Here is a 19273-nt window from a genome sequence, read left to right as displayed (position 1 = left end):
AAAACATTCTATTTTTTTTTTTCTAATAATATTAATATATTAACTACTCGTTTATTCCATACCATATTTTTTCCTATATAGATTAATTTAATCTAAAATTTCTAATAATGCTTGACAAGAATCAATATAATTGAAAGAAGAATTAATATCTTGAATTAAAAAATTTTCTATTTTAGACCAGAGTTTAATGGCTTTATCTAAAATTAGATTATTCCCTGCAACATATGCACCAATATTAATTAACTCTTTATTACTTTGATAAACAGATATTAATCTCTTAAAATCACGTATTTTAAAATAATATGTAGAATTTACTAAACTGGTCGTTAAACGACTAATTGATGTTTCAATATCAATAGCAGGATAATGACCGGAATCAGCGTATAATTTAGATAAAACTATATGTCCATCTAAAAAAGATCGCGTAACTTCTGAAATTGGATCATTGTCTATATTTATCTCTGTCAAAACTGTATAAATAGCTGACATGGAACCAATATCATTAAGTCCATTACCAGCATGCTCAACTAAATGCGATAATTTAGAAAAAACAGATGGGGGAAAACCTTTTATAGCTGGTAATTCACCAATAGATAAAGCAATTTCTCTATGTGCCATTGCATAACGTGTTAAAGAATCCATAATCAATAATACATGATATTTTTTGTTACGAAAATATTCGGCAATATATGTAGCATAAAGTGCACCTTGCACCTGCGATATAGCAGAATAATTAGAAGGTACAGCAATAATTACAGAACGTGATAATCCTTCCTTTCCAAGTATATTGTTAATAAAATCATTTATTTCTCTACCGCGTTCTCCTATCAATGCAACAATAATAATATCAACTTTAGTATATCTGGCTATCATTCCTAATAAAACACTTTTTCCTAATCCTGAACTAGAAAATAGGCCAATTCTTTGCCCCTTACCTATAGTTAATAATGCATTTATAGATTTAATTCCAGTATCTAATACTTCAGTAATTGGTTGACGATATAAAGGATTTATTTTTTTAAATTGTAAAAATGAATATTCTTCTAAATTTAAGCGAGATAATCCATCTAAAGGACGACCTAAATTATCTATGACTCTGCCTAATAATTGATCACCTATAGGCATAGGTTTACCTATATGAATCATTTTTTTATTATATGACTTTAAAAATACTCTTGAATATGGTTGTATACCAATCGTTTGTTCAAACATAATTAATAATAATTTATTTTTTTTAAAACTAATAACCTCACAATCTATCTCTATAACTTGTCCACAAATTATAGTTTCTACAAAACATATTGAACCTATAGGTACATTTAATCCACTTACTTCTAATATGCTACCATTTACACCCACTACATAACCAAAAATAAAATTTTCAGGAAAAAAATGTATTTTTTTTTCAAAATCATTTAATTTTTTAATCCATTTTTTTAATCTTGAATTCATGAATAATTCTCATTCAATAAAGATAATTTACATAACTCACGCCAATAAGTAGTCAGAGTAGAATCTACATTGCCACCTTCTGATTCTATTTTACATCCACCCGAATGTATATCTTTATTGCAAATAATCTTCCATCCATATGTATTAAAAATTTTTTTAAAATGTTTTTCAACTAAATTTTTATCATTTGGATTAATTATTAATTTCGGTTTATCACAAATTATACATTTCGTTTTTAATATTTCTTTAATTTTATTTAATATCATTGATTCCTTAATTAAATGTGTCTCTCCTATTATTTTTGCTGTTACTTTTAAAACTAATTGTACTAATTTCGGCACGATAACATCATCTATGGCATTCAATTCTGATTCAAAATTTGATAAAATAGAATTTATTTTATTTTGTTCATTATAATGATTTTTATTATTATTAGACAACATTTGTTCTATTCCAATTTTATAACCTATTTCTTCACCTTTCTTTAAACCTTCATTATATGCTATACTATAATCTTTGTTTTTTGATAGATTATTAATCTCTTTTTTATTAGAAGGATCTCTCTGAGACTTATTTTTTTTAAGTTGATATAACATTTTTTTTTGATTTACTATAGGTTTAACAGTGCTAATATTAAACTCAGATTTTAACTCGTCAGGATACCATTTTTTCCATATTTTATTAGATGTAATATTAGACATGATTACTTTTACCTTCTCGCATAAAAATTATGCCATTCTTCAATAAATGAATAATTATTTTTACTATATGTTTTCTAGCTTTTTTAATTTCCATATCTGATACATTCGTATTTTTTAACAATTCTTGACGTAAATAATTTACATGTTTTTTTTCAATATTTTTAATGAATTTATCTTGTAATGTCTTATTTGTATTTCTTAAAGCTATACATATTTTATTTAAATCTATCTCTTGTAATAAACTAAAAATATATTTATCATCTATATCTATAATATTCTCAAATAAAAAAATTTTATCTAAAATATTTTCTGTTATATCTGTATCAAATTTTGATAAATTATTAATTAATGTTTTTTTATCTTCAATATGCATTAAATCTATAATATCAACTATTTTTTTTGTACCCATTAAATTATGAAGAGAAATTCTGCAATTGTTTAGTATATCATTGATTATTTTTAATAATTCCTTTTTACCTCTTTTTTTTAATCCGCTAAATTGAACCATTCTAAAAATTATTTCTGAACGTTGTTTTTCAGAAAAAAAAGTTAATAATTTAACTAATTGACGTTCTTGCATATGCATCATAATCGCAGTAACGACTTGAATGTGTTCATTACAAATTAAAGAAAATAATTGAATACAATCTATATTATTAAATTGATCAATACCAGAACGAATTTTCATTTCATCAATAACATCTTCTATTAAGTTATTAGCAACCTCTTCTCCAAATACTTGATGAAGAATAGAAAATATATAATCATGATAATTATTCTGAATATTTAGTACTACTGGACTAAAAAAATCTGCGCATTCTTTTAAAACCAAATCAATTTCTGTATTGGAAATACAATCAAAATTTATCATATATTCAACTAATCTATTAATTTCTGAAATTTTTATTTTTTTTAATATTAAAACTGCATTCTCGGTACCTATTAACATTAATAAAATTGCACTTTTCTTAATACCATTAATACTATTGTTCATCATGTTCTATCGCTCATCCATTTTTTTATAATCATTTCTATTTTATTCATATCTGTTTTAGAATTTATATTTACAGTATTTTTACCAGAATCAGAATTAAAATTAATATTTTTGTCAACTATATACTTATTGTTTTCTTTTTTTTGTTCAATTTTATTGTCTTCTTGTTGATTATTTAAACATGAAAATCTTTTTTTCTTTATATACATTTTAAATACAATATATTGTATTAAAATAATCATGAATAATATTAACAAATAGTATGAAAAATATTTAAATAAATTATTAAATTTATGAATAAGATAATCTTTTACTAATGTCCACTCGTTCGTATTACTATTCGAAGTAATATCATTTATTTGTATTTTTTTTATTTTAGGTGATAAGTTTAATACATTTTTACCTGATACATTGATATTTTTTGAATCTAATACATCTGAATTATTGACAAACAAAGCATTAACTACATTCACACTATCTTCTCTATGTTCAGAATATCCGATAGATTGACGAGTTAAATTTTCTATTCCTTTAATTTGATTTTCTGAAAGTGGAACAAAATTACCCAATTTATCCTTCATATAATTTACTACTACAGCTACTGATAATCTTTGTATTTCACCAACTTGACATTGAGTACGAGTGACAATTCGATCTAATTCGTAATTGACAGTATCATCACTATGTATTTTAGTATCATTAGGAAAATAAACATCTCTATCTGATGGTCGATTTACATATGGAACATCTTTATCAATTTTATTTAAATCATGAGAAAATGAATGAGATAAATTATGAGGAATTGATACATTGAAATGTTGATCACCTATATCTGAATTATGAGTGCTTTGACGAGACCTAATAGATTGTTGAAAATGCATATAATTTGGTTGATAATGTTCTTCCATTTTATCCTGGTGATTAAAATTTATCTGTGCAGTTACTTGTGCATGAACATTACCTTTACCTACTACAGGTGTTAAAATATCCTCAATACGTTTTTTATACCGATTCTCTAATTCTTCAGAATATTTGAAACGCATTTCATTAAATTCACCATCAAAAAAATGTTTAGGATTTAATAATGTTCCAAATTGATCAATAATAGTAATATTCTCTAACATTAATCCTGATACACTATTAGAAACAAATTGTAAAATAGAATTAACTTGGTTTTTATCTAAATATTTTCCTGTCTGTAATTCTAAAACCAGTGATGCTGTAGGTACTTTTTTATCTCTAATAAAAACAGAAGACTTAGGTAAAGCTAAATGTACTGTAGCAGTACGTATCGAATTTAATTTTTCTATCGTCCTAGCTAATTCACCTTCCAAAGCTCTTTGATAATTAATTTGCTCATTAAATTGACTAGTACCAAATTTTTCTTTATCTAACAATTCAAAACCAATACTAGATCCTCTAGGCAACCCATATTCAGTTAATTTAAAACGAATATCATTTATTGTATTATCAGGAACTAATAATGCACCAGAATGATCGTTAAATTGGTAAGGAATTTTCATTTTAGATAAATGAGATACTATAGTATTTTTATCTTGGATAGATAAATTGTCATATAATACACTATATTTTTGTGTTTTAGAACATGATAAAAATAAGGATATAATAAAAAAAATTAGTACTAACAATATTAAAATACTTTTTAGACTAAAATTAAATCGATTAAAAAAATTAAAAAAAGTTTTCTGATTATTCAAATGTGAATCTATTTTATTTTTGACTTTAAAATTCATACAATTATCCTGTCCGATAACAATATTATAAGCTATCAGTAGTAAAATCAAATTAATGATTTTATGTAATTAACAAAATATTGTCATGATCAATTACTGTTAATATTATTTTTTAATTAAAAACAAAAAAATATTTATGTTAATAAAATTTTTTTTATGTAATATTTTAAAATATGCTATTATATATTTTAATAATATACCTACTAATATAAAGAAAATTTCTATGCCTATTGAAACAATTACTAATCATGTAAACCAAATTAACTATAACACATTGACTAATATAGATAACGATAACCATAATACATCTCATAATTTTTCTAATTATATTGATAATTTACTTAATAGTATTAATTTAACTCAAAATAATGCAAAAAAAAACTCTCAAGAGTTTATATTAGAGAAACCTGGAGTGTCTTTGAGTGATATAATGATAGACTTACAAAAATCTTCAATATCAATTAATATGGCTGTACAAATAAGAAACAAAGTTATTTCTGCTTATCAAGAAATAATGAATATGCAAGTGTAAAAAAAATGCTGGGAAACAATTCCAGCATATATACATATTTTATATGTAATCACTATACAAATAGCATAAAAAATAATTTTATAAATGCACATACATATTAATTATGTAATATTTGGTATTTGGAACCAAGCGGATTCGAACCGCTAATCGCTTACATGCCATGCAAGTGCTCTACCAATTGAGCTATAGTCCCATAAAAATTAATAAATAATATTAATTACACAAACAATAATAATGTTATTATATCTATCTTTCAATGTATTTAAAAAATAACAATTAATTATTTTTAAATAAAAAAATAATAAGTTAATTGTTATAAATATATTCTAAAGCATTATTAATTCGTTTTAACACACAATAACGCCCTAACACATAAATAGTCATATCAATACTAGGAGATACGTTAGTTCCAGTAATAGCAATTCGAAGTGGCATAGCGACTTCTTTTATACTTACTTTATAATGATCAGATAACGCGTGTATCATTAACGATATATTTTTAACCTGCCATATAGACAAAGTTTCTATTTGTTTTTTTATCTCTTTTAACATAAAAATACTACTATTATTTAAATATTTTTGTATAATCTTGTTATTTAAATAACTACATTCTTCATAAAAAAACCGAGTTAACTTGATGACATCATTTAATGTTTTGCACTTATTCCTCACCAATGGAACTACCATGTTTAAATTTGGACCATTGTTAATATTAATGCGTGCTTCTGTATAAAACGATTTAAGACATTGAATAATATAATCTATAGGTAATGAATTAATATAATAATGATTAAACCATAATAATTTTTTTATGTTAAAACAACTTGACGATTTACCAACATTATCTAAAGTAAACAATTCTTTCATTTCCTTTATACTAAAAATCTCTTGATCACCATGAGACCAACCTAATCTAAGTATATAATTTAATATCGCTTCTGGTAAATATCCTAATTTACAATATTTCATAACATCAATAACATTATTTCTTTTAGATAATTTTTTACCATCAATATCAATTATCATTGACACATGAGCATATAAAGGAATTTTTGCCCCTAATGCTTTTAAAATATTAATTTGACGTGGAGTATTATTGATATGATCTTCACCTCGAATTACATGGGTTATGTCCATATCCCTATCATCTATTACTACACAAAAATTATATGTAGGTATACCATTGCTACGTAAAATAATTAAATCATCTAATTCTGAATTATTAACAACAATTTTTCCTCTTATTTGGTCTTGAAAAATGACCTGTCCTTTTTCAGGATTTTTAAATCTGACCACATAAGAAGAATTATTAACATGAATATTATTACTTAATGTACGACATTTACCATCATATTTGGGTTTTTTACCCTGTTCAATTTGATATTTTCTTACTTTTTGTAGTCTTACTTCGGAACAATAACATCTATAAGCACATCCAGTACTTAACATAGAATGAATAATCTCAATATAATATTTTAATTTTTTACTTTGAAAGTAAGGTCCTTCATCCCAACTTAACTTCAACCAATTTAATCCATTTATTATTCCTTTAACTGACGACTCAGTCGAACGTTCAAAATCAGTATCTTCAAATCTTAAGATAAATATACCATTGTTTTTTTTAGCAAAAAGCCATGAATAAAGAGCAGTGCGTGCACTACCTATATGTAAATATCCAGTAGGACTAGGTGCAAAACGAGTTCTTATTTGCATACGTTTTTGTCTCTATAAAATATTATATCTATATGAAATATTAATATATTATACATACAGTAATAATTTTATGTTTCCTAATTTCAACAATGTAACAATTTTAAAGAATATTATAAAATATAATCATTAATCAATAAATAAATAAATAAAAAAATATATAAACTATTGATCTTTAAAATAGAAACTATTATTATATATAGAGTATTTAAATTTTAGGGTGATTAACTCAGTTGGTAGAGTTCCTCCTTTACACGGAGGCTGTCGGCGGTTCGAGTCCGTCATCACCCATTATATATCATTTATATCATTATCAAAGGGTCGTTAGCTCAGTTGGTAGAGCAGTTGACTTTTAATCAATTGGTCGCAGGTTCGAATCCTGCACGACCCATATCAATAAAAAATTATTTATATCTATTAATAAACATAAAATTAATGTATTTATTTTAATACACATGCAATTTTAAATGTACATCATATAACTGATAATAATATATTTAATTTATAATCAATAAAAATTATATAATTATTAATTTCATACAAAAAAAATAATTTCATCAATATAATTCAACATCTTTTTTACAATTGTATTAAAATAAATAGAATTATATTATTATTCTATCAATTTACATTAATTAATAATATGGATATGATTTAATAAACATTTAATAAATTTATTATTTCTTTTATCATTAAAAAACATAATAATATTATTAGCTAAAATTGGCCCAATACCTGATATTTTTTTTAAATCCCACAACTGAACTTCCATAATTCTATGTATATCATTAAAATACATAGATAATAATTTAGCAGTTACTTCACCAATACCTACTATTCCTAAAGCATAAATTAATTGATTTAATTTTATATGCCTAGACCGATCAATTTCTTTCAATAAATTATTGGCAGAATGCAAACCTACATCTTTTAATATTATTAATTGCTTTATTTTTAAACGAAAAACATCTACAGGAGTGCTAATATAATCAAAATCAATTAACTTATTAATCATTTTCGGACCTAAACCTTTTATATTAAAACCTTTTTTAGAAAAAAAATGATTTAATGATTGTTGACACTGTGCTAAACATTTAAAACCTCCACTGCAATATGAATTACCCAATTTACTTTTTTGTATAATGAGAGAATGACATATTGGACAATCTTTAGGAAAAATTATTTTTTTAGAGTTACTCCTTGATATATGAGATGAAGATATTACATTAATAATTTTTGGAATAACATCTCCGACCCTACTAACAGTCACATAATCGCCTATACATAATCCTATTTTCTTTATTTCATTTTTATTATATAAAGAAACGTTAGATATCTTTACCCCAGATATTTCTATTGGCTTCAAACGAGCTATAGGAGTAATAACTCCCGTTCTACCAACTTGAAAATCTACATTAAGTAATTTAGTTACCTTTTCAATTGATTTAAATTTAAAAGCTATTGCCCAACGGGGATATCTACTTGAATTTCCTAATAAATTTTGTATTTTAATAGAATTTACTTTTACTACAATACCATCTATATTAAAATCTAATAAAATGCGATGATGTTTTATTTTATTAAAATATGAAAATACTTCTTGTGAACTATTACATAATACTGTATGATTGCTAATAGGTATACCCCAATTTTTTATTTTATTTAATTTTTCTAAATGAGTTGTAGAATCTTCTATTCCATTTACTATATTATACCCATATGCACAAAACATTAAATTTCTTTGAGCGCTAATTGTAGAATCTTTTTGACGTAATGATCCAGCAGCCGCGTTACGTGAATTAGAAAATAATTTATCTTTATAATTTTTAGCATAAGTATTCATCTTTATAAAATCATACTTTTTCATAAATACTTCACCTCTAATTTCCAAAACCGGTGGAATATTTTCACCATTTAAAATTAATGGAATAGATTTTATCGTCATAGCATTAACTGTAACATTCTCCCCTACTTTACCATCTCCACGTGTGATAGCATATTTTAATTTTCCTTGCTTATAAAGTAAACTTAAAGCTAACCCATCTATTTTAAGCTCACAACATAATTCAATTGAATTAATAATTCCTGATAGTTTATATATTTTCTTTTCAAATTTTAAATAGTCTTCTCTATTAAAAGCGTTATCTAACGATAACATCGAAGTTAAATGAGTTACAGTTTTTAATTCAGGATGATTTATAGAACCTACAATGTTTGTAGGAGAACTATTAGCTATTGGTATTAATAAATTTTTATTTTTCTGTTCTAATTCTTGCAACTGTTTCATTAATTCGTCATATTCATAATCAGATATTAATGGAGCATCTAAAGTATAATATAAGTATGCATAATAAAAAATTTTTTTTCTTAATAAAATAATTTTATCTTTCGTAGATTTCATACAATATCACTTTTATACAATAAATATAAATTTATATAAAAAAATATATCTTTCAGATTAAAAAATAAAGATAGTAATACCATGTAATTTAATTACATAATAATAATTTATAATATTTTATTAATTATATTACAACATTAATAATCCAGTTACATTTATAAAATTTGAATAAAAAACTATGTAATATAATTAAATATATATATTTTATTACAAAATATATTTAAATAATACAACATTTTATATATTTTACATATTATTTAACTACTAAAATTAATTATCTAATAAAAATATTATTATTTATGAATCTTTATATGTTAATCGACATTAATTCTTTTAACAATGATAGATATAATTAATATCTAATAATTAGCATATAGTATTATTAGTTAAAATATATTCATGATAAAAATAAATCAAACAACTAATCAATAAAACTATATTTTATTAATATATCAACTAAAACTACTCTAATTTATAGCTAAATACACATATAAATTAAAAAAATAATGAATATGTAATTTTTACAAATTAAACGTAAAAAAATAATTTTACTATAAAATTAGAAAATATATTTATAGTTTATAATTATAAATATACATCATCAATTTAAATAATAACATATCATTACTATTACTAACACATGTGAATAATTATTATTCTTATAATTTCATCTACTAATTATAATGATCTTATTACTATTGTAGAAATAATAAATATTATATTATAAATATATATCAAAAATATTATAAATTAAAATAATTTCGATTGATTTATTCTTATATCAAAAAAGAAATAAATTTATATAAACAAGCTTCACTGGATAAAATCATAATTTATATTTTTTTTAATAATGAGATGACATATTAAAACTATTAAGACATCCGTCAATAAATCTACTATATTAACAAAAAAATAATATACAATCTAAAAAAAATAAAATAGTTGATCAGTTTAAGTATTAAAATTAAAATAATTGTGATGTATTAACTATTATATAAAAAATATCTGTACAATAAAAGATTATTTATAACTCATTTTTCTTATAAATATAATGTACTATACACTTACTATTATAACTATATAAATAACATTTTTATTTATAGATAAATAATCTATTTACATCATACCAATTTGTTAAGTAAATATTTTTTTTTAAAATCACTCTAGTAATATTGATAGATTTTATATTTATTAGTATTACCTAATATATTTTAAATTAATTAATTTAATAAAACCACTAATAATAAATCCACTTATAAATTAGTATTAACATACATAAATAATATATAGGTAAACAATACATATGTTCCAAAAAAATCTTGTAATACAATCTAAAAATGGATTACATACCCGTCCAGCGGCTCAATTTGTAAAAGAAGCTAAAAAATTTAACTCCAATATTACTATTACGTACAAAAACAAATGCGCTAATGCTAAAAGTTTATTTAAATTACAAACATTGGGATTAATACAAGGCAGTATAATTACTTTATGTGCAGAAGGTGAAGATGAAAAAAAAGCTATTTTCCATTTAGAAAAAATAATTTCAACTCTTGAATAAAGTTTCATATAACACAAGAACAGTATATAAAAAACTTTTCCGGAAGATAAATACATAATACTTCCGGAAATTTTAATACCAATTTAAATATTTCTTAAATAAATAACTAACTAAAATTTAGTCAACGATTTTATATAATAAGGTAATATTATGATTTCAGGCATTTTAGCCTCACCAGGTATTGCGTTCGGAAAAGTATTACTGATAAAAGAAGAAAAGATAATTATTAATGAACAAAAAATTTCTGATAAAAATATTGATCAAGAAATAAAAAAATTTCTTGATGGTAAAGAAAAAACTTTAACTCAATTAAATAATATTAAAATTAAAGCGTCTGAATCTTGTGAAAAAGAAAAAGAAGAAATATTTAATGGATATATCATGTTAATAGAAGATGAAGAATTTGTACAAGAAATTCTCTTTCTAATTAAACATAATCTTTTTTCTGCAGATGCTGCTACACATACTGTTATTGACAAACATATTAAACTATTACAACAACTAAAAGATGAATATCTAAAAAATAGAGCAATAGATATTAAAGATATAGGTTTTAGATTATTGAAAAATATTTTAAACATAAAAATAATTGATTTAAATAACGTACAACATGAAAGCATTATAGTAGCTAAAGATTTAACTCCATCTGAAACAGCTCAATTAAATTGTAAACAAGTATTGGGTTTTATCACTGATTTAGGAAGTAGAATATCCCATACTTCTATTATAGCTAGAGCTTTAGAAATACCTGCAATTGTAGGTACAAATAATATAACAAAAAAAGTTAAAACTAATGATTATCTTATTTTAGATGCAATTAATAATATCATTATCATTAATCCATCTCCACAAGAAATCAATAAAATTAAAATATTCCAGAATACTTATATTCACCAAAAAAATAAATTAACAAAATTTAAAATACTTCCAGCCATTACTTTAGACGGTCATCGCATAGAAATTGGAGCAAATATTAGCAACGTTCAAGAAATTAATAATGCACAAAACAATGGAGCTGAATCTATAGGTTTATATCGTACTGAATTTCTATTTATGGAACGTGATACACTACCATCTGAAGAAGAACAATTTCAGACATATAAAAAAATTGCAAAAAAAATGAATGGAAAGTCTATTATAATTAGAACAATAGATATTGGAGGAGATAAAAATCTTCCATATATGAAATTTCCAAAAGAAGATAATCCATTTTTAGGATGGAGAGCTATCCGTATTTCTATAGATAGAAAAGATATTTTACATGATCAACTTAAAGCTATATTACGTGCTTCAGTATTTGGTAATCTAAAAATTATGTTTCCAATGATTATTTCTTTAGAAGAAGTTCAATTTTTAAAATCTGAATTAGAAACATTAAAATCAATATTATCTGAAAAAAAAATAGATTTTAATAAAAACATAGAAATTGGAATAATGATAGAAACTCCAGCTGCTGCTATTATATCTCATTATTTAATTCAAGAAGTTGATTTTTTTAGTATTGGGAGTAACGATTTAACTCAATATACTCTCGCTGTTGATCGCGGAAATGATCTTATTTCTAATAGATACAATCCCATGAGTCCTTCAGTATTAAAATTAATAAAACTAGTTATTGATGCTTCACATGCAGAAGGAAAATGGACTGGAATATGCGGAGAATTAGCAGGAGATTCAAATGCTACAATATTATTGATAGGTATGGGAATAGACAAATTAAGTATGAGTTCTCCTTATATCCCTAATATAAAAAAAATTATAAGACAAATTAATTTTAAACAAGCGAAAAAAATTGCAGATAAATCTCTTATGCAAAGTACAGCTAAAAAATTAAAAAACATAATTAATGACTATATTCACAAGAATTGTTATAACTAATATAACATAAATATTAGGAGAAAATATGGGATTGTTTTCAAATTTTTTTAAAAAAAAAAATGATGAAAGTAAAATAATAAATATTGTATCACCGATATCTGGTAAAATTATTAAAATTGAAAAAGTACCAGATAAAGTATTTTCAAAAAAAATTGTTGGAGATGGTGTAGCAATTGAACCTACAGGTCATGAAATTCTTTCTCCAATTAATGGAACTATCGAAACAATATTCAAGACTCTGCATGCTTTTTCAATATTATCTTGCGATGGTATTGAATTATTAGTACATTTTGGCATTGATACGATTAATTTAAAAGGAAAAGGATTTATACAAATTGCAAAAGAATCTCAAACAGTAAAAATGGGAGATAAAATAATTTTATTAGATTTGCCTTTTTTAAAAAAACACTCTAAATCTATTATAACTCCAATTGTTATATCTAACGTGGAAAAAATAAAATCAATAAAAAAGATTTTTTGTAGTAATGCTATTGCAGGTCAAACATCTATTATGCATATAAAATTATAAGTCAATTAGTTAAAACGGTATACAGTGCCGTTTTAACTATCAATAACCCATTAAAATATCTATAATAATAATTAATAATACATTAACATTATATTTTTATTGTATAAATTTTATTTATTAATATATATATATATCTATTAATATTTAATCTCATTATTTAATATAATACATTGTATAAAAAATAATAAATTTAATTATTATCTATAATTTTAAAAATCGTAATTAATGCATATATACCTAATTAATTAATATAAATCAATAATTAAAAAATATTTATATCTAATATTTTTTAATTCTCATTTTGTTGACTAAAAAAAGATATTATCCATTGTTCAATTAATATAATTCTCAAACGCGTTACTTCAATCCGTATTCCCATACCTTTAAATCCAGAAGCTACCACTGTCTTAATAGAAACACTATTAGCCATAGTAAACATATTTTTTAAATTTTCTCCTGGAGTTTTATTATCAACTACAATGGAACAATTTAAAGCATAATATATATTTATTAATAAAGCTAATTTATGTACTATTTCTGGTTTTCTCCAAGCATCTATATAATCAAAAAAAATAACAATAGACTGTGCATTATGAAATACTATTTCATACAAAAAATCATTAAACCCTGAAATAAATACAGCCAAATCTCTTATAGAAGATGGTACACGTAAACGTATACACATATTTCTCACAAATGAAGCTGCTAAATAATTATAAAATGTATAACGGTTATTATCATTATAAGGTACAATACTTTTACTCAGTAATTGACATAAACAAGAAAATCTTATATCTATCTCCTTACTAACTTGCGAAATTTTTGCTAAACCAATAAATACATACTTACTCATATCTATTATTTTATTATGAAAAAACTTTGTAAAATATACAGAATATAATTGATCAATTTCAGGAAAAACAACAGATAAAGCCCTACAATACCGTAAAGTTTGAAAATATACATGAGGATGAGATGTTATTAATGCTTTTTCCGTTTCTTTCCAAATTCTTTCGCTTGTTAAATACGATAATTCTTGATTAGAAACCATTTCAGTCATTAAAAACATTGTTTTCTTAGCAATATAAAATCCTAAATACGATAATTCAGCAGCAAATCTTGCCACTCTTAATACTCGTAAAGGATCTTCTTTAAAAGAATCAGAAATATGTCGTAAGATACCTAAAAATAAATCTTTTCTACCATGAAATGGATCAATATAGTTTCCATTCTTATCTTGAGCTATGGCATTAATAGTCAAATCTCTTCTTATTAAATCTTCCTCTAATGTCACTTTAGAAGAAAAATTTATTTTAAAACCATGATAACCCAATCCAGATTTAATTTCTGTTCTTGCTAATGCATATTCTTCATATGTTTTAGGATGAATAAAAACAGGAAATTCTTTACCTACTTGTTTATAACCTTTTTTTATTAAAGTTTCGGACGTAGACCCAACCACAACCCAATCTTTATCTTTTATTGATAAATTAAGTAATTGATCACGTACAGCTCCTCCTACTAAATATACATCCACAAAGTATTTCCTTTAATATTCTATAATATAATCATTGTAAACTAATTTAATCAATATATTTTTTTAATACATATATTCAATAAAAATAAAAAATTTAATATTACATCTATATGTAACTATATTTACACAATAAAATATATTTTTATCAATTTACATAATAAATAACATATATAAAAATTAAGTATATGATTATATTTTTTTATTTTAAAATAAAAGTTGTTTATTTAAAAACACAAAATAAAATTTATTTTATGTTAAAAATAATAACAATAAGTACTAAAGTAGTAAAAATAAAATATTATCATATATCTAAAAAAAACATATTATATATTTAAAATTAATATATTTATGTAAAATAATGACTATAAATGATCACTTATGATAGATAATTATAAATTAAAAAAATGTATTAAAAATACAATCAAAAAATTAAAAAATATAACTATTCAATATACAATAGCAGTACAATATGTTTTATACATCAATAAAAATATATAAAAAAATAAAACTACATTTAATAATAAAAAAAATACCGTAAAAAAATTAAAATAAATTTTTCTATTAACGCAACTTATAACATAACTGAAAATTTCTCTTTCTTACTTATGATAGAAAAAAAATATACATACTCCATTTAAAAAATAACTTCAACTAATTAATTTAAAAAATATACAGTCAAAATAAAACATAATTAAAACTTAAACAATATTAATATTCTTAATATAAATAATATATATTATATATATAAAATATTAACATAAAACAGACAATTCAGTTAATAACCAATTTGGATATACAGTAATCTGCAATGAGGAAAGTTTTCGTTCTTTAAAACGTAAAGCTCCAACGTTAGCAATCATTGCCCCATTATCTGTACATAATTCTGGGTTTACATAAAAAACTTTACTATCATATTTTTTAACCATTAATTTCATTTTTTTCCTTAACGTAAAATTAGCACTTACTCCACCGGCAACTACTAAATTTTTTACACCTGTCAATAATAATGCTTGTTGACATTTATTTACTAATGTATCTACTACTGAAGATTCAAATGCATACGCTATATCTGACCTAGTTTGCCAATCTTTTTTTTGTTGTTTAATAAAATTAAAAACATAAGTTTTAAGCCCAGAAAAACTAAAATTTAAAGAGTTCTTCATAGGTTTTGGAAAATTATAACGACCAGGAATACCATGTCTAGCTAAATTTGATAATAAAGGACCTCCTGGATATTTTAAACCTAATTGTTTAGCTACTTTATCAAAAGCATCTCCAGCTGAATCATCTAACGTATTTCCTAACAATTCATATATACCTATTTGATTTACTTTTATTAATTGAGTATGACCTCCTGATACTAAAAGAGCTACAAATGGAAAGTGTATTTTTTGTCCTTCTAATATAGGAGATAATAAATGGCCTTCCATATGATTAATTGGTATGATTGGAATATCATAAGAAAACGATAAAGCATGACTAACAGAAGCTCCTATTAATAATGATCCTTTAAAACCAGGTCCAGCCGTATATGCAATGGCATCAATAGAATTTATTCCACCACTATCTGATATCTGTTTTAAAGCTAATTTTATTAAAGGAATAATTTGACACATATGACTACGTGCTGCAATTTCTGGTACAACACCACCGTAATTAGCATGTAACTCAGACTGACTATGTAATAAATTGACTATTAAACCATTATTATTATCATAAATTGCTACACCTGTATCATCACAAGATGTTTCAATGCCTAATATACGCATATTAAATATTTATAATTTGTTATTAAAATGTTAACTAACATATACAAAATAATATGTTTATTATTTAATATACATGATTTTTTATACAACACCAAACAAATATATAATATATACTATATACATTATAAAATATACATTTAATATATATTTTTTATTATAACATAATATGTCTCATAAAACATGTTATTACATTATGTAATATTAAATATTTTTAAAAAAAATAGTTATGTACTATTATTTAAAATAAGGTAAAATTTTATGCCAATTATTAAAGTACGCGAAAACGAACCATTTGACGTAGCATTACGTAGATTTAAAAGATCTTGCGAAAAAGCAGGAATTTTATCAGAAATTAGACGTAGAGAATTCTATGAAAAACCAACTACCGAAAGAAAAAGAGCAAAAGCATCTGCAATAAAACGTCTAGCAAAAAAAATATTTAGAGAAAACTCAAAACGTACACGAATGTATTAATTATACATTTAAATAATCATAAAACACTGTTCAAATTGATACTTTTATGTATCAAAGTGATATCAGTGTTTTATAAACGTAAAATATATAACGAAATGATTAACAAAATACCACAACATCTTATAAGCGAATTATTAGAAAAAACTGATATTATAAATTTCATTAGTTCACGAATTTCTGTTAAAAAAAAAGGAAAAAATTATTATGCTCTATGCCCTTTTCATCAAGAAAAAACACCATCTTTTATTGTTAATCAGAAAAAACAATTCTATTATTGTTTTGGATGTAATGCACATGGCAATGTAATTGATTTTTTAATGAATTATGAACATTTAAATTTCGTTGAAAGTATTGAAACACTTTCTATATTACACAAATATAATATACTGTATTATAAAACAAATCCAACCAATACTAACAACGCATATGAAAAAAGAAACAAATTATTTTCCTTAATGAAAACAATTACTGACATTTATAAACAAAACATCACAACTAATAAAAATAATGAAGCATATATTTATTTAATTAATAGAGGTCTAAATCCTCAAATTATTAATGAATTTTCTATTGGTTTTGCTCCAAAAGAATGGAACTATATATCTAAAAATATTACAATAAACAAAACAAATCAACAAGAATTAATAGATTCTGGAATATTAATTGAAAACAATCAAGGATACACATACGATAGATTTAGAAACAGAATAATATTTCCTATAAAAGACAATTTTGGTAGAATTAGTGGTTTTGGAGCAAGAAATTTAAATAATAATAAACCTAAATATATTAATTCACCAGAAACCAGTATTTTTCATAAAAGTAAGCAATTATATGGCTTTTATGAAATGAAAAAAAAATATTCTAGACCAAATAAATTATTAATTGTTGAAGGATATATTGATGTAATTACTCTTGTTCAATTTAATATTTTTTATGCTGTAGCATCACTAGGTACATCAATAACATCAGAACATATTCAACTCCTTTTTAGAACTACAAATAATATAATATATTGTTATGATGGAGATCAATCAGGAACAAAAGCTGCTTGGAGAACATTAAAAATAAGTCTTCCATATATAACTGATGGAAAAAGTATAAAATTTGTTTTTTTACCACATAACGAAGATCCAGATACAATAATAAGACAAGAAGGGAAAATAGCTTTCGAAAACCGAATCAACCAAGCAACAGATTTATCTATTTTTTTCTTTAAAAAATTGTTACACAACATTGATTTAAGCTCTATTGAAGATCGTAGTTATCTAAGCGCAAAAGCTATCCCTTTAATAAATTTAATTCCAGGAGAAACTATGCGTATTTACTTAAAACAAATATTAGGTAATAAATTAGGTATTCCAGATATTAATCAATTAGAAACATTATTTTTTAAATATAAAAAAATAAAAGAAAATAAAAACATTACACCAATTAAACAAACTAAAATGCGTATTCTTATCGCATTATTAATTCAAAATCCTCATTTAGTTGCAGTTATTCCATCTATAAAAATATTAAAAAAAGTACAAGTAAAAGGTTTGACTTTATTTATACAATTAGTAGAAACATGTATTAAACATAAAACATTAAATACAGGACAAATATTAGAATTATACAGAAATACCCATGAATTAACTATTTTAGTTAAATTGGCTACATGGGACCACATGATTACTGATAATCAAGTAAAAAATGTCTTTTTAGACATATTAACTAATATATATAATTCTATATTAGAAACTAGACATAATTTTTTAATTAATAAAGAAAGAAAAATAGGATTAAATAATAACGAAAAATATGAATTATGGTCAATCAATAAAAAATTAGCTAAAACATAACAAATTCATATTTTAATTTATAAAATATAAACAATATATTAATATTATTATCTTATTTGTCTTATTTTTATATATTATAATATATTAAATAATATTATATAAGATAAGTATCTTAAATCATTACATACTGCTCATAA

General features: G+C 23.0%; 14 protein-coding genes and 3 tRNA genes. 8 read left to right on the top strand and 9 right to left on the bottom strand.

The features are described from left to right. Window positions 1-87: 87 nt before the first annotated feature. The 4 genes from RJX12_RS00305 to fliF are packed head-to-tail and all read right to left on the bottom strand — an operon-like array spanning window position 88 to window position 4901. The gene (locus tag RJX12_RS00305) at window positions 88-1452 is read right to left on the bottom strand and encodes a FliI/YscN family ATPase (protein WP_343192222.1); all 1365 of its coding nucleotides are present in this window, start codon (window positions 1450-1452) and stop codon (window positions 88-90) included. Next, window positions 1449-2153 (bottom strand): flagellar assembly protein FliH, encoded by a 705-nt coding sequence (locus RJX12_RS00300; protein ID WP_343192221.1) that lies wholly within the window; start codon window positions 2151-2153, stop codon window positions 1449-1451. Before RJX12_RS00300 ends, RJX12_RS00305 begins: the two co-directional genes overlap by 4 nt. After that, window positions 2146-3147, bottom strand: a complete 1002-nt coding sequence (locus tag RJX12_RS00295) for a FliG C-terminal domain-containing protein (RefSeq protein WP_343192220.1) — start codon at window positions 3145-3147, stop codon at window positions 2146-2148. The genes RJX12_RS00300 and RJX12_RS00295 overlap by 8 nt, the downstream gene beginning before the upstream one ends. After that, window positions 3147-4901 (bottom strand): flagellar basal-body MS-ring/collar protein FliF, encoded by a 1755-nt coding sequence (gene fliF, locus RJX12_RS00290; protein WP_343192219.1) that lies wholly within the window; start codon window positions 4899-4901, stop codon window positions 3147-3149. Before fliF ends, RJX12_RS00295 begins: the two co-directional genes overlap by 1 nt. 223 nt (window positions 4902-5124) lie before the next feature. On the opposite strand from fliF, the gene fliE reads away from it, so the two are divergent. After that, entirely contained in the window at window positions 5125-5433 is a 309-nt protein-coding gene (gene fliE / locus RJX12_RS00285; protein ID WP_343192217.1) for a flagellar hook-basal body complex protein FliE, read from the top strand. A 120-nt stretch (window positions 5434-5553) separates the two neighbouring features. On the opposite strand, the gene RJX12_RS00280 is transcribed toward fliE, so the two are convergent. Further along, a tRNA-Ala gene (locus RJX12_RS00280) sits at window positions 5554-5626 on the bottom strand. 113 nt (window positions 5627-5739) lie between these two features. Further along, complete coding sequence (gltX, locus tag RJX12_RS00275; RefSeq protein WP_343192216.1) at window positions 5740-7146, bottom strand: glutamate--tRNA ligase; 1407 nt, start codon at window positions 7144-7146, stop codon at window positions 5740-5742. Window positions 7147-7361: 215 nt separating this feature from the next. Between gltX and RJX12_RS00270 the strand changes: the two genes are divergently transcribed. Beyond that, window positions 7362-7434 (top strand) — tRNA-Val (locus RJX12_RS00270). A gap of 27 nt (window positions 7435-7461) precedes the next feature. Beyond that, a tRNA-Lys gene (locus RJX12_RS00265) sits at window positions 7462-7534 on the top strand. Between the two features lie 240 nt (window positions 7535-7774). Here the strand turns inward: RJX12_RS00265 and ligA are convergent. Continuing rightward, window positions 7775-9544, bottom strand: a complete 1770-nt coding sequence (gene ligA / locus RJX12_RS00260; protein ID WP_343192215.1) for an NAD-dependent DNA ligase LigA — start codon at window positions 9542-9544, stop codon at window positions 7775-7777. Window positions 9545-10847: 1303 nt separating this feature from the next. On the opposite strand from ligA, the gene RJX12_RS00255 reads away from it, so the two are divergent. The 3 genes from RJX12_RS00255 to crr all read left to right on the top strand — a co-directional run bounded on the left by RJX12_RS00255 (window position 10848) and on the right by crr (window position 13512). After that, a complete protein-coding gene (locus tag RJX12_RS00255; RefSeq protein WP_343192214.1) occupies window positions 10848-11105 on the top strand; it encodes an HPr family phosphocarrier protein in 258 nt (85 codons plus the stop codon). Window positions 11106-11255: 150 nt separating this feature from the next. After that, on the top strand, window positions 11256-12983 hold the full coding sequence (ptsI, locus tag RJX12_RS00250; RefSeq protein ID WP_343192213.1) for a phosphoenolpyruvate-protein phosphotransferase PtsI: 1728 nt from the start codon (window positions 11256-11258) through the stop codon (window positions 12981-12983). Between the two features lie 25 nt (window positions 12984-13008). Next, window positions 13009-13512 carry a PTS glucose transporter subunit IIA gene (gene crr / locus RJX12_RS00245; protein ID WP_343192212.1) on the top strand — a complete coding sequence of 168 codons (504 nt, stop codon included), beginning with the start codon at window positions 13009-13011 and terminating at the stop codon, window positions 13510-13512. A 289-nt stretch (window positions 13513-13801) separates the two neighbouring features. Here the strand turns inward: crr and RJX12_RS00240 are convergent, their stop codons facing one another. Both RJX12_RS00240 and tsaD read right to left on the bottom strand, forming a co-directional pair. Further along, window positions 13802-15049, bottom strand: coding sequence for a multifunctional CCA addition/repair protein (locus RJX12_RS00240; RefSeq protein ID WP_343192211.1), 1248 nt, complete (start codon window positions 15047-15049; stop codon window positions 13802-13804). A 752-nt stretch (window positions 15050-15801) separates the two neighbouring features. Then, window positions 15802-16818, bottom strand: a complete 1017-nt coding sequence (gene tsaD, locus RJX12_RS00235; protein WP_343192210.1) for a tRNA (adenosine(37)-N6)-threonylcarbamoyltransferase complex transferase subunit TsaD — start codon at window positions 16816-16818, stop codon at window positions 15802-15804. A gap of 258 nt (window positions 16819-17076) precedes the next feature. On the opposite strand from tsaD, the gene rpsU reads away from it, so the two are divergent. Then, window positions 17077-17292, top strand: a complete 216-nt coding sequence (rpsU, locus tag RJX12_RS00230; RefSeq protein ID WP_343192209.1) for a 30S ribosomal protein S21 — start codon at window positions 17077-17079, stop codon at window positions 17290-17292. A gap of 95 nt (window positions 17293-17387) precedes the next feature. Further along, the gene (gene dnaG / locus RJX12_RS00225; RefSeq protein WP_343192400.1) at window positions 17388-19136 is read left to right on the top strand and encodes a DNA primase; all 1749 of its coding nucleotides are present in this window, start codon (window positions 17388-17390) and stop codon (window positions 19134-19136) included. The last annotated feature ends 137 nt before the right edge of the window (window positions 19137-19273 follow it).

This window comes from Buchnera aphidicola (Formosaphis micheliae) (assembly GCF_039403185.1).
GTDB lineage: Bacteria > Pseudomonadota > Gammaproteobacteria > Enterobacterales > Enterobacteriaceae > Buchnera_C > Buchnera_C aphidicola_B.
The sequence above is the reverse complement of the archived record's forward strand: the minus strand, read 5'-3'. Positions and strand labels throughout refer to the sequence as shown.